Below are 12,891 nucleotides of genomic sequence, written 5' to 3'. Positions count from 1 at the left end.
TTGGGCAACCGTTGAGAGAGGCGCATGAGACTTCAAGACCACATCGATTTCACCACACTGCAGTGGGTCAAGCCGGAACTCGACGAGACATTGTCGAGCGCCCGCGAGGCGCTGGAGTCCTACGTAGAAAATCCGGGCAACCGCGATGTCATGCGTTCATGCGCCAATCACCTGCATCAGGTGCAAGGCACATTGCGGATGGTCGAGTTGTACGGCGCTGCGACGGTGACCGCGGAGATGGAGACGCTTTCCATCGCGCTGCTTGAGGATCATGTCAGCCATCGCGAGGAAGCCTACGCCGCGCTGATGCGGGGCCTGATGCAGTTGCCCGATTACCTCGAACGACTGTCCAGCGGGCATCGCGACGTACCGGTGGTGCTGTTGCCGTTGCTGAACGACTTGCGTGCCAGCCGCGAGCAGCCGCCGCTGCCCGAATCGGCGATGTTCCACCCCAACCTCGACGCGTTCCTGCCCGAGCAGGCACCGGCCGCGATGAGCGAAACCTATGCCGAGGCGCATCGCGCCGAGCTGGTCGACCTGCGACTGCGCTTCCAGCAGCAATTGCTGGCGTGGTTTCGTGGTCAGCAGCCGTCGCAACAACTGGTCAACATGCGCAAGACGCTGCTGGCGATCACCGCGCGCTGCTACCACGTGCACGGTCGGCGTCTGTGGTGGATCGCCGCCGGCGTCCTGGAGGGCCTGGAACAGGGCATGCTCAAGGGCTATGCCGGCGAAGTACGCCAGTTGATCGGCAGGGTCGACCGCAGCATGCGCCAGCTGATCGAGAACGGCGAAGGCAGCTTGCGCGGCAGCGATGCGGACGACGTCGCGTCGCGGCTGCTTTACATCGTGGCCCAGGCCCGGCAACGCAGTCCGCAGATGGATCTGTTGCGCACGACCTATTCACTCGACAGCCTGTTGCCGGACGCTGGTGAGCTGGAGCATGCCCGTGGTTCGATGGCCGGCCACAACCGCGCCTTGCTCGACTCGGTTTCGCGCGCGCTGAAAGACGACCTGTTGCGCGTCAAGGAAGCGCTGGATCTGTTCTTGCGTCAGCAGGATGGCGACCCGGCTCAGCTGGCCGTGCAGGGCGATGTGCTTGAGCGCGTTGGCGACACACTGGGCATGCTGGCGTTGGCCGTGCCGCGCCGCGTGGTCAGCGAACAGCGTCGGGTCCTGGACGAAATCGCCAACCGCATGCGTGCGGCTGACGAGGAAACCCTGCTCGACGTGGCCGGTGCCCTGCTGTATGTCGAGGCATCACTGGACGATCACATCGAAAGTCTCGGCGCCGGGGAAGATGCCGGTGCGGGTGCAACGTCCCGAGGGTTGCCACGCAGCGAAGCATTGGGTGTGGTGACCACCCTGATGAACGAGGCGATCCGCAACACGGCCCAAGTCAAGGAGGCGATCGTCGCTTTCGTGGAGGCCGGCTGGGAACATGCCCGCCTGGCCGGCACGCCGGCGCTGATGGCGGAAGTCGCCGGTGCCATGCGCATGCTCTCGTCCCCGCGGTCCGCAGAGCTGGCCGAAGGCGTAGGCCGTTTCGTCGGCTACGAACTGCTGGATGACCAGCGCGTGCCCAGTGGCGTTCAGATGGACCACCTGGCGGACGCCCTGGCGGCGCTGGAGTACTACCTGGAAGCCGCGCGCGAGCATCGAGGTGGTCTGGATCACATCCTGGACGTGGCCGAACACAGCCTGGGTCTGCTTGGGTACTGGCCGGTGCCGGCAGCACGTGCCGCGTCGATTCGCGATATCGAGCCCGAGTCTGCTGCAGTGGCCCATTCCCACCCCGGCATGGACTACGAAAATCACCCGGAACTGTCCGAATCGGTCAGCCTGCTGCCAGGCGACGAGGTGGAACAGCTTTTCATCGGCAACAGCGAATCGCACGCCGAAGCTGCCCACAACCTCGACGGGTTGCGCCTCGCACAGACCGAAACGACCCCTTCGGCGTCGCTGCAAGAGGGCACATCGGAATCCGGAGACGACGACTGGATCGAAGTCGAGGAAGAGGTCTTCGAGCAGGTTCCGGTACGCGATGTCCTGGCAGCCAATACCAGTTTCAATATCAACGCCGAAGGTATCGACGACGATATCCGCGACATCTTCCTGGAGGAAATGCAGGAGGAAATCGACAACCTGACCGAGGCCGAAAAAGCCTGGCTGGCGGATCCGGGCCAGACCGCGGCATTGATCAGTATCCGCCGTTCGTTCCACACGCTGAAGGGCTCCGGTCGGCTGGTCGGGGCCGGTGTGCTTGGCGAATTTGCCTGGAAAGTGGAGGACATGCTCAACCGCGTGCTCGACAACACCATCGAGCCGCACGACGGTGTGCAGGCGTTGACGCACCGTGCCATCGGAGCCTTGCCGGGCCTGCTCGCGGCCCTCAAGGGGGAAGGGGCGCCCGATGCGCCGCTCAGCGCGATCATGCGGACGGCAGAGCAATTGGCTGCGGGCCAACAGGCGAGCGTGGAAGATCATGCGTCGACTGGAACGGAAATGGTTCGCCGCGTCGTGCGCCGCCGCATACCGCGCCAGGTTGCCGCAGGCGAGGCGGTACCGGAAGCCAGTCTGACCGACGCCCTCAGTGCGGCAGCCATGCACGAGGAATCCGAACCCGTCGAATCGATAAGCCTGCCGGTGATGCCGCCGGTCGATCCGGTTCTGCTGGAGATCCTGCGCAGCGAAGTTGCGCAATACCTGCAGACCATCCGCGCCGCCATCCAGCGCAGTGGGGCCGAGCTGCCGGTTGGCGAGGATCTGTTGCGTGCCGTGCATACGCTGCATGGCGCCATCGCAATGGTCGACATTTCGCTGCTGACACAATTGCTTTCGCCGCTGGAAGGGTTGTTCAAGCGCCTGCGCGGAAGCAACCTGCCGTTATCGGCCGATGGTGTGCATCTGCTCAACCAATCCGTGAACGTGGTCGACCACGTGATGGCTCAGTTCGGCGTCGACGAACCGCAATTGCCGAACGTGGACGCACTCATCGCCCAGATCGTCGAGATGCGCGACAGTTACCCCGAGTCGCAAGTGGCTCATGTCGTATACGAGCCTTATCCGGAGGAAGCTGCGGCAGCAGTGGCCGCCGACTCGCGATCCGATATCGACGCCGTGGTTGGCGAATTGGCTCCAAGGGACGCCGGCGATGCACAAGCGACGGAAGCTGGCGACGAAGCATCGTTCGAAGCGGAATCCTTGGCGGCAGATCATTCCGATGACGCGCATCACGATGCGCTGACGGCTGAACTGGTCGCCGCACTGGATGCGTTCGAGCCGGATGCCACCCTGGCGGCGCAACCGGCAGCCGAAAAGGAGGCCGAGTACCAGCGGGCAACGGACGCCGCAGCGAGAGAGGCGGCAGCAGAGCGAGCCGCAGCAGAGCGAGCCGCGGCAGAGCAGGCCGCAGCAGAGCAGGCCGCAGCAGAGCAGGCCGCAGCAGAGCGAGCCGCAGCAGAGCAGGCCGCGGCAGAGCAGGCCGCGGCGGAGCAGGCCGCAGCAGAGCAGGCCGCAGCAGAGCAGGCCGCAGCAGAGCAGGCCGCAGCAGAGCAGGCCGCGGCAGAGCAGGCCGCGGCAGAGCAGGCCGCGGCAGAGCAGGCCGCGGCAGAGCAGGCCGCGGCAGAGCAGGCCGCGGCAGAGCAGGCCGCGGCGGAGCAGGCCGCCGCAGAGCAGGCCGCCGCAGCGCAAGCTGCAGCGGCGCAGGCCGCGGCAGAGCAAGCCGCAGCAGAACGAGCGGCCTCGGCCGTTGCTGGCATCAGCCATGCAGCCGGTATCGGCGGTGAAGTCGTTGAAGCGCTGGTCGGAAATGCACAAGACCAGGGCTATGCGCTGGCAGGGTCTGGCCAGATCGACGCCGACTTGCTGGAAGTGTTTATCGATGAAGCGCGCGAAATTCTCGATCACGCAGACGATGTGCTGGCGCAATGGCATGCCGAGCCGTCGGAATTGGGCCATGTCGCGGAGCTGCAGCGAGACCTGCATACGCTCAAGGGCGGAGCGCGAATCGCCGGGCTGATGTCGGTAGGCGATCTCTCCCACGCGATCGAGACCCTGCTTGAAAAGCCGGTTCACGACAGCACAAAGGTCGCCCCGCTGATTGCCGCGCTGGAAGCCAGTTTCGACAAGCTGCACGCGCTGGTCCAGCAAGTGTCGCAGGCTGAGGCGGTGGATTATCCGCAAGCCATGATCGACCAGTTGCTGGCAATGGCTGGCGAAAAGACCCTGGCCGACGATACCCAGCCGGCCGCTGCGGCGATGCCGGAATTGAAGCCTCTGCCTGTAGCGGAACGGCCGGTGGCGACGGTCTCGCCTGAGGCGTTCGATCTCCCGGCGCTGCTGCCCGAAGCAGAGGACGAAGTCCGCTCCTCGCAGGAGCAGATCCGTGTCCGCGCCGATCTGCTCGACAGCCTGGTCAACCACGCCGGCGAAGTGGCGATCTACCGTTCGCGACTGGAACAGCAGGTGGCGGGCTACCGCTTCAACCTGGTCGAACTCGAGCAGACCGTGGCGCGTTTGCGCAGCCAGCTGCGCATGCTGGAGATCGAGACCGAAGCGCAGATCATTGCGCGTTTCCAGCGCGAACATCGCGAAGCGGGCCTGACCGTGTTCGACCCGCTCGAACTGGATCGTTACTCGCAGTTGCAGCAGTACTCGCGCGCGTTGGCGGAGTCGGTATCCGATCTGGTGTCGATCCAGAACATGCTGGACGAATTGACCCGGCAGGCCGAGACCTTGCTGATCCAGCAGTCGCGCGTCAGTACCGAGCTGCAGGACGGCCTCCTGCGCACGCGCATGCTGCCGTTCGACACGATGGTGCCGAACCTGCGTCGTACCTTGCGCCAGGCCGCGCAGGAGCAGGGCAAGAGCGCGCAGCTGTACGTCGACGGTGCCCACGGCGAAATGGATCGCAACCTGCTCGACCGCATCAAGGCGCCGTTCGAGCACATGTTGCGCAACGCGGTTGCCCATGGCATCGAAACACCTGCCGAACGCCGCAAGGCCGGCAAGCCGGCCGAAGGGTCCGTGCATATCCAGGTCGCGCGCGAGGCTACCGAGGTGGTGATCCGCGTCAGCGACGACGGTCGCGGACTGGATCGCGAGGCAATCCGCAAGCGCGGTATCGAACGCGGGTTGCTGCGCGCCGACATCAAGCCGACCGACGACCAGTTGCTGTCGCTGATCACCCACACTGGCTTCTCCACCGCCAGCAAGATCACCCAGCTGGCTGGCCGTGGCGTCGGCATGGACGTGGTCGCCAACGAGATCAAGCAACTTGGCGGTTCGTTGTCGATCGAATCGCAACCGGGCAAAGGCAGTACCTTCGTGTTGCGCCTGCCATTCACTCTCGCGGTGACCCAGGCCATCCTGGTGCGCATCGGCGAGGCGACGTTCGCGATCCCGATGACTTCGGTGCAGGGCGTGGCCAGGGTCAACCCGGACGACCTGACTGCCTTGCTGGCCGACGACGAACCGTCATTCCGCTACGGCAACGAGGAGTACGGCATCCATGACCTGGCCGAACTGCTCGGCCTGCCGCCCGGCCTGCCGGCAGAAGACGAACAGCAACCGCTGCTGCTGACCCGCGCGGGCGACTTGCGCGCCGCCATCCGCATCGATGCCGTGCTCGGCTCCCGCGAAATCGTGGTCAAGTCGGTCGGCCCGCAGATCAGCTCGGTGCCGGGCCTGCTCGGCGCAACCATCATGGGCGATGGTTCGGTGCTGGTCATTCTGGACCTCGCGCCGCTGGTACGTCACGGCATCACCCGCCGCCAGCAGCGGCTGGCGGACGGTCTCAGTGCGGTGCAGACACCGATCATCGAGGAAGTGCAGATTCGGCCGCTGGTCATGGTGGTGGACGACTCGATCACCATGCGCAAGGTCACCAGCCGCGTGCTGGAAAGGCACGAGTACGAAGTCAGCACGGCCAAGGACGGCGTCGACGCGCTGGAAAAACTGCACGAACGCGTACCGGACATGATGCTGCTGGATATCGAGATGCCGCGCATGGACGGTTACGAACTGGCGACCCACATGAAGGCCGATCCGCGGCTGCGCGATGTGCCGATCATCATGATTACCTCGCGCAGCGGCGACAAACATCGCCAGCGCGCATTCGACATCGGCGTCGACCGTTATCTGGGCAAGCCCTATCAGGAAGCGGAGCTGCTGGTGCAGATCAGCGAAGTGCTGGAACAGCGTGCAATGGAACCAATCGATGACTGACATGGGCCCGGCGGTTGCCTTGTTGTTCGACGACACCGAACTGGGCGGCCAGTTGCGTGAAGCATTGCAGGATCGCGGCGCGCGGATCGTCCATGAAGGCGGTGTCTCCAGCCTCAGTCGGAACCTCCTGCGCGAGGTGGGCGCCGATGTGCTTGTAGTCAATCTCGACGACTCGGCCGACGATGCGCTCGACCAATTGTACGAAGTGATCGACGGCGACCAGCCACGCGTGGTGTTCAACGACGCTCAGGCCAGCCGTGCGCTGGCCGGCTGGGATCGTGCGCGCTGGGCCCGCCATCTGGCAGTCAAGGTGCTGGCGGTGGGTGACATCGATCCGCCGCGACCGCAGGACGCGCGTGGTCTCGGAACATCGTCGGCCGATCCGGCTGAAACCGCCCCCAGCACACCGGCCGAAGCCACGAATGAGGTTGTCGAAGCGGTGGCGTCCGACGAAGCCGTTTCGCCAGTGGCGACTCCGGCGGAATCTTTTGCGGAAGTTTCGGTCGCGCCGGATGACGACGACAGGCAGCGAGAGCAGAAGACCACCGCCGAATCGGAAAACCTGGCGGCGGAGCTGGAAGCTTTGCTGGCTTCGGGCGAGATGCCTGCCGACGGGGAGGACGAATCCGGTCCTGGCCTGCGCCATATCAATGACGAAGACCTGGCCCCGCTGCACGACGGCAACTTTGGCGTGCAGCCCGAGATGGATGCCATCGGCCAGCCCGCGACGGACATTGTCGACCCGGGCACGCCGGCAGATGAAGAGTTGCAGTTGCTGCACGAGGCCGATCCTTCGCTGCTGACCGTGCCGGCCACGACAGCGACACCGATCCCTGGCCCCGCGCCGGTGGCTCCGATTGCCGCTCCCGCAGGATGGGCGCTGCTGGACGACGAGGCTCCAGCGGTTGGGTCGGCATCGATAGACACCGAAAAGCCGGATCCCGCTGCATTCGGTATCGAAAAATTGAGTGCCGCCGACTTTCTCGCGCCCGACGTCGAGCAGGTGGGACTCGGGGTCGAACCAACCATGAGTCTCGAACTCGTGTCGATCGAAGAAGCCATCGCGCCGCAGGCATACGTGCATGAAAACGAAATGCTGCTGGACGATCTTGGCTCCGCATTGAGCCGACTCGTGCTGCTGGGCGCCGCCGCCAACGGCACCGAGTCGGTATGCGATTTCCTCGGCGGATTGCCGGCCGACGCCCGTTGCACGCTCCTGCTCGTCCAGCATCTGGGTACGCAATCGACAACCGACATGGCAACGCGGTTTGCCGCGCATTGCGCCGCACATTGCACCCTGCCGGTACGCGTGGCTGAACACGGCGGCAGGGCGCGCATGGGCGAGGTGCTGGTCGCGCCTGCCGGGCAGGAGGTGCGGATACGCCGCGACGGTGCCATCGAACTGGTGGCCAACGACGCGGGGGTGCAATCACCCTCCATCGACGCCAGCTTCACCGCGGCGGCCAATGTATTTGGCCGTGACGCGCTGGCGATCGTGTTTGCCGGATATTCGACCGATGGTGTTGCCGGTTCCCAGGCGATCCACGATCGCGGTGGCCAGGTCTGGGTGGAGTCGTCGTCCGACGAACATTTTTCCGACATGGTCAGCGGCATCCTTGCCGAGCGGCTGGTCAGTTTCTCCGGTACGCCGTCCCAGCTGGCGGCGCACTTGATCGAGGTGTTTCCATGAGTGATCCGCTGCCGCGTGAAATTCGCTGCGTATTGGTGCCGGTAGGCAACCTGCGTCTGCTGTTGCCCAATGCCACCGTTGCCGAGGTGATCACGCAGACACCGCCGGAACCGGTGGCCGACGCGCCCGATTGGCTGCTGGGGCGAATCGCCTGGCGTGGCTGGCGGGTGCCGCTGGTCTCGTTCGCCCATTTGGCGGCCGCCGGGGAAGGGGATGCCGAGCTGAGCGTACGCGTCGCCGTGCTGAAAGCGCTGGGTGGTAATCCCAGATTGCCGTTCATCGCCGTGTTGACCCAGGGTTTTCCGCGCCTGACCACGCTGAATGCGGAGTTGATCATTCCGACCCATGACGGCAGCCCGTTGCCGGCGGGCGTGCGCGCGCAAGTACTGGTGCGGGACGACGTCGCGATGATCCCTGACCTGGAGTGGATCGAAGCGGAGCTGCTGGATTTGCTCGACGACAGCGATCTGGCGGGATCGACATCGCCCGGCGAGCATTCCCGGTTGCCTGCAGAAGGCTGAACGAAGGCGATTGGGGCCACCGCCCGGTCGCCTGCGAATTCGGGCGGCGCAGGACAAACACTTGCAGCGTGCTCTTGCGTATTTCCTGTCTCAGCGGGTGGCATGGTCGGCAAGCGCTTCCGGCGCAGCCGTTTTTCGCCTGGAACGTTCCTACCGGAAATCGCCGTGCATCGCCTGCAGCGCCGCCAATGCGGCCAGTCCGGCCGTCTCCGTGCGCAGGATGCGCGGCCCCAGCCGCAAACCGCTGAAGCCGGCAGCAGTGAGTGCGTCGATATCCCGATCGCCGATGCCACCTTCCGGGCCGATCACCAGCAGCCCGCCGGCAGCGCCGAAGCGCAACTCGCGCGGCGAGTTGGTTGCTTCGGGCAGCAGGGCCAGGCGCAATGCACCATCGTCAGCCAGGTCGGCCAGCCATGCCGACAACGGCAAGGCGGGGAGTATCTCGGGCAGGCGCGCGCGCCCGCTCTGCTCGCAGGCGCTGGCTGCCACCGCTTGCCAGTGCGCCAGTCGTTTCCCCGCGCGGGCGGCATCCAGCTTGACCTCCGAACGTTCGGTCAATAGCGGCACGATCCGCACAACACCCAGTTCGGTCGCCTTCTGCACGATCATGTCCATCTTCTCGCCACGCGCGACGCCTTGCGCCAGGGTCAGCGACAACGGCGATTCGTTATGCAGTACCCGCCGGCCTTGCACCCGTACCACCACCTCGCGCTTGCCTACCGCGAGGATGACGGCCAGGTATTCGCAGCCGTCGCCATTGAACAGGCTCAGCGGATCGCCGGCGACCAGCCGAAGCACCCGCGTCGCGTGTTCGCCCGCCTGCGCCGGCAGTGGAATTTCAGCGCCTTCGACGAGCGGTTGGGCGACGTGGAGACGGATGTTTCGCATGCAGCGTATGACCGGCAAAGCCGTAGCATAACCGAGCCCTGCAGGGATGGCCGGGCCGTATCGGCGTCCGTGGAAGATGAATGCCAACGAGATATCCAGGCCGGGTCCATTGCCTGCCGGACCCGACCGGCGCAGCATGGAGGCACCTCCCAGAAACCCCCGAGGTTGCCATCATGTCCAAGCTATCCATCGCCATATGCGCATTGCTGACCGGTCTTGGCATCAGTGCGCTGGCTGACGCCCAGAGTGCGGCACCCGTGGCTGAAGCGCAGACCAACCACGCCGCCACCCAGTCGGCATCGACTGCGCATCCGGTTCCCAAGCCGGGCGATCGCAACTGCCTGCGTGATACCGGCAGCCTGATTCCGGCAAAGAAGGGCGAGTGCCTGCCGGTTGCCGGACGCAGCTACAGCGCCGAAGAGTTGCGTCGCACCGGCATGCAGAACAATGCTCGTGCGCTGCAGACGCTCGATCCCAGCATCAGTGTCGGGCACTGACCGGCAAGCAACGAAGGCTCAACCTGCGACGGCCAGTTCGATGCCGCTGATGGCGCTGTCGACCAGCAGGTCGATTTCCTGCGCGGTGGTCACGTAGGGCGGCATGAAATAGATCACGTCGCCAAGCGGGCGCAGCAGCACGCCCTGCTGCAGCCCGTGCAGGTAGACGCGCAGCCCACGCCGGTCCGTGGCCGGGAATGGGCGCCGGGTTGCCTTGTCCGCCACCAGTTCGATCGCCGCGATCATGCCGGTCTGGCGCACGTCGGCGACGTGCGGGTGGCTTCGCAGCGGCGCCAGCCGTCGATCCAGATGCGCGGCGAGGGCACGGTTGCGTTCCAGCACCGGTTCGTCGCGGAAGATCGCCAGCGTCTCCAGCGCCACGCGGCAGGCCAACGGATTGCCGGTGTAGCTGTGCGAATGCAGGAACGCCTTGCCGGCGCGGTGTTCGGCGTAGAACGCCGCATAGATGCCGGCAGTGGTGAGCACCGCCGAAAGCGGCAGGAAGCCGCCGGTGAGACCCTTCGACAGGCACATGAAATCCGGTGTCACATTCGCCTGCTCGCATGCGAACATCGTGCCGGTGCGCGCAAAACCCACCGCGATCTCGTCGGCGATGAAATGCACCGCGAACTCGTCGCACAGGGCACGCAGGCCGCTGAGGTAACTGGGGTGATACATGCGCATGCCGCCGGCGCATTGCACCAGCGGCTCGACGATCACCGCGCAGGTTTCGTGCGCGTGGCGTTCCAGCAATGCGCGCAGCTCAGCGAGGCGGCGCGTGGCGACCTGTTCGGCTGATTCACCCGGCTCGCCTTCGTATGCGTCCGGCGAGGGTGCCAGGAAGGGCGTCAGCAGCAGCGGCGCATAGGTCTTGCGGTACAACGCCACGTCGCTGACCGACAGCGCGCCGAGGGTTTCGCCGTGATAGCTGCCGGTGAGCGCAATGAAGCGGGTCTTCTCGCCGTGTCCCTGGTTGAGCCAGTAGTGGAAACTCATCTTCAGCGCCACTTCGATCGCTGCGGAACCGTTGTCGGCGTAGAACACGCGGTCCAGTCCGGGCGGCGTGATACGCAACAGTTCTTCCGCCAGCTCGATCGCCGGCTCATGCGTGAAGCCGGCGAAGATGACGTGTTCGAGCGAACCCGCCTGCTCGGCGAGCGCGGCGGCGATGCGCGGATTGGCGTGGCCGAACAGGTTGGTCCACCAGGAACTGATGCCATCCAGATAACGACGGCCGTCGGCATCGATCAACCAGGCGCCTTCGCCTCGCACGATCGGTACCATCGGCACGCTGGCCTGGCCGGCGATGTCGTGGTCGTGCATCTGCGTACATGGGTGCCACAGGTGTTTCAGATCGCGTGCGGCGAGCGCGGCGTTGCTGCTTGCGGGATGGTTCATCCGGCTATCATCGTTGTTGCGCGACGGGCGCTCAAGCCTGCGCAGGCATCATCCTGGAAACCGCGTCTTGAAGTATTTGCGAAAAAGCCTGTTCGGCCTTGCCGTGCTTCTGCTGGCGGCGGCCTTGTTGCTGTGGTTCCTGCCGGCGCGCTGGGTGGCGCCGTGGATCGAACCGCAACTGCACGGGCTTCAACTGCGCGAGGTGCATGGGCTGCTCTGGAATGGCCAGGCCGACCGGGTGACGGGTTCCGGCGGGCGCGTGCTCGGACACCTGCATTGGCGGTTGTCGCGGCGAGCCCTGTTTGGGCAAGTGCGATTGCAACTCGAATTCCACGGACCGCAGCTTGATTTCTCCGGCACGATGCAGACGCTGCCGGCAGGTCAGGTCGAGTGGCGCGACGTCAGCCTGCATGCCGCGTTCGATGCGCTGGGCGAGCCCGTGCAGTTGCCATGGGGTCAACCGCGCGGCGAATTGCAGCTGGCGATCACGAGCGTGCTGCTGCAAGGCGGCTGGCCGCTGCAGATGCACGCCGATGCGCAATGGCGACACGCACTCATGCATACCCGCGCGGGTGACGTGGCGCTGGGGGAGTTGCGGGCACAGTCGCAGGCACAAGATGGGGTGATTCAGGTCCGGTTGCGGGATGACGGGCATGGTCCGTTGCATGTCGATGGCCACCTGCAGCTCAGTCCGCTGGGATGGCGACTGGACGCAGTGCTGCATCCCCGACAGACTGCCGACCAGGCGTTGCGCCACTGGCTGGCCGGGTTGGGTTCGCCAGCGGCTGACGGCAGCGTGCATATCCAGCGCCATGGCGGCTTGGCCGGCGTGACGGCGCCCCCGTCAAACTGAGGACGCGAAACAGGCATGAACTCCGATACCGCCACCCTGGCCATGACCGCCGCACGCGATGCCGCCGCCGCCGCCGCGGAGGTGATCCGACATTACTGGCGACGCGGTGTCGAGGTGGAGCTGAAAGCCGACGCCACCCCGGTCACCATTGCCGATCGCGAGGCCGAACAGGCGATCCGGCGAATCCTGCAGGCGGCATTGCCGCAAGCATCCATCTATGGCGAGGAGTTCGGCCTGGAGGGCGAGCGAGGCGGGCTGTTGTGGCTGGTCGATCCGCTCGATGGCACCAAGAGCTTCGTACGGCGTACGCCGTTCTTTTCCACCCAGATCGCCTTGATGGATGGTGACGAACTGGTGCTCGGCGTGTCCAGCGCCCCGGTCTACGGCGAGACGATGTGGGCCAGCGCCGGCAACGGCGCATGGCTCGATGACGAGCGCGTACGCGTGACGGATACCGCGGTGATGGACCAGGCATCGATCTCCATCGGCAACATCAGGACGCTCACCGCGGACGCCCGGTGGCAGGCGCTGGGTGCCTTGATCCGCGACTGCAACCGCATCCGCGGTTACGGCGACTTCTGTCATTACCACTTGCTGGCGCGCGGCAGCCTCGACCTGGTGATCGAGTCGGACGTGAACATCCTCGACATCGCTGCGCTGGCGGTGATCGTCCGCGAGGCCGGTGGCGTGTTCACCGATCTCGATGGTGGGCCGCTCACGCTCGATACGCGCAGCGTGCTGGCAGGCGCCCCCGCGATCCATGCGCGGGCGCTGCACCGCCTGCGTCGCTGAAGCCCGGTGGCATGCTTCGATGCG

8 protein-coding genes are annotated in these 12,891 nt (G+C 65.5%); 6 read left to right on the top strand and 2 right to left on the bottom strand.

Features of this window, described 5'->3' with window-relative positions; all coding sequences use genetic code 11:
* Positions 1-24 precede the first annotated feature (24 nt).
* From CIW53_RS06810 to CIW53_RS06800, 3 genes are read left to right on the top strand one after another with little or no spacing between them, the layout of a single operon-like run.
* Complete coding sequence (locus tag CIW53_RS06810) at positions 25-6,228, top strand: Hpt domain-containing protein (RefSeq protein ID WP_149363922.1); 6,204 nt, start codon at positions 25-27, stop codon at positions 6,226-6,228.
* Positions 6,221-7,918: a chemotaxis protein CheB gene (locus CIW53_RS06805; RefSeq protein ID WP_149363921.1), complete on the top strand. Its 1,698-nt coding sequence runs from the start codon at positions 6,221-6,223 to the stop codon at positions 7,916-7,918. The genes CIW53_RS06810 and CIW53_RS06805 overlap by 8 nt, the downstream gene beginning before the upstream one ends.
* The gene (locus tag CIW53_RS06800; RefSeq protein WP_149363920.1) at positions 7,915-8,439 is read left to right on the top strand and encodes a chemotaxis protein CheW; all 525 of its coding nucleotides are present in this window, start codon (positions 7,915-7,917) and stop codon (positions 8,437-8,439) included. The genes CIW53_RS06805 and CIW53_RS06800 overlap by 4 nt, the downstream gene beginning before the upstream one ends.
* A gap of 150 nt (positions 8,440-8,589) precedes the next feature.
* On the opposite strand, the gene CIW53_RS06795 is transcribed toward CIW53_RS06800, so the two are convergent.
* Positions 8,590-9,327 (bottom strand): 16S rRNA (uracil(1498)-N(3))-methyltransferase, encoded by a 738-nt coding sequence (locus CIW53_RS06795; RefSeq protein ID WP_149363919.1) that lies wholly within the window; start codon positions 9,325-9,327, stop codon positions 8,590-8,592.
* Positions 9,328-9,500: 173 nt separating this feature from the next.
* Here CIW53_RS06795 and CIW53_RS06790 point away from each other — a divergent pair, with 173 nt between their 5' ends.
* On the top strand, positions 9,501-9,824 hold the full coding sequence (locus CIW53_RS06790) for a hypothetical protein (protein WP_149363918.1): 324 nt from the start codon (positions 9,501-9,503) through the stop codon (positions 9,822-9,824).
* 18 nt (positions 9,825-9,842) lie between these two features.
* On the opposite strand, the gene CIW53_RS06785 is transcribed toward CIW53_RS06790, so the two are convergent.
* Positions 9,843-11,222: an adenosylmethionine--8-amino-7-oxononanoate transaminase gene (locus tag CIW53_RS06785; RefSeq protein WP_149363917.1), complete on the bottom strand. Its 1,380-nt coding sequence runs from the start codon at positions 11,220-11,222 to the stop codon at positions 9,843-9,845.
* 67 nt (positions 11,223-11,289) lie between these two features.
* On the opposite strand from CIW53_RS06785, the gene CIW53_RS06780 reads away from it, so the two are divergent.
* Together CIW53_RS06780 and CIW53_RS06775 are read left to right on the top strand one after the other, a co-directional pair.
* On the top strand, positions 11,290-12,075 hold the full coding sequence (locus tag CIW53_RS06780) for a type II secretion system protein N (RefSeq protein WP_149363916.1): 786 nt from the start codon (positions 11,290-11,292) through the stop codon (positions 12,073-12,075).
* Positions 12,076-12,090: 15 nt separating this feature from the next.
* Positions 12,091-12,867, top strand: a complete 777-nt coding sequence (locus CIW53_RS06775) for an inositol monophosphatase family protein (RefSeq protein WP_149363915.1) — start codon at positions 12,091-12,093, stop codon at positions 12,865-12,867.
* Positions 12,868-12,891 lie beyond the last annotated feature (24 nt).

The organism is Rhodanobacter sp. T12-5 (genome assembly GCF_008329435.1).
Lineage (GTDB): Bacteria > Pseudomonadota > Gammaproteobacteria > Xanthomonadales > Rhodanobacteraceae > Rhodanobacter.
The sequence above is the reverse complement of the archived record's forward strand: the minus strand, read 5'-3'. Positions and strand labels throughout refer to the sequence as shown.

Coding starts and splice junctions, on each gene's coding strand:
- CIW53_RS06810 (WP_149363922.1), top strand. CDS start 25: ATGAGACTTCAAGACCACATCGATTTCACCACACTGCAGTGGGTCAAG.
- CIW53_RS06805 (WP_149363921.1), top strand. CDS start 6,221: ATGACTGACATGGGCCCGGCGGTTGCCTTGTTGTTCGACGACACCGAA.
- CIW53_RS06800 (WP_149363920.1), top strand. CDS start 7,915: ATGAGTGATCCGCTGCCGCGTGAAATTCGCTGCGTATTGGTGCCGGTA.
- CIW53_RS06795 (WP_149363919.1), bottom strand. CDS start 9,327: ATGCGAAACATCCGTCTCCACGTCGCCCAACCGCTCGTCGAAGGCGCT.
- CIW53_RS06790 (WP_149363918.1), top strand. CDS start 9,501: ATGTCCAAGCTATCCATCGCCATATGCGCATTGCTGACCGGTCTTGGC.
- CIW53_RS06785 (WP_149363917.1), bottom strand. CDS start 11,222: ATGAACCATCCCGCAAGCAGCAACGCCGCGCTCGCCGCACGCGATCTG.
- CIW53_RS06775 (WP_149363915.1), top strand. CDS start 12,091: ATGAACTCCGATACCGCCACCCTGGCCATGACCGCCGCACGCGATGCC.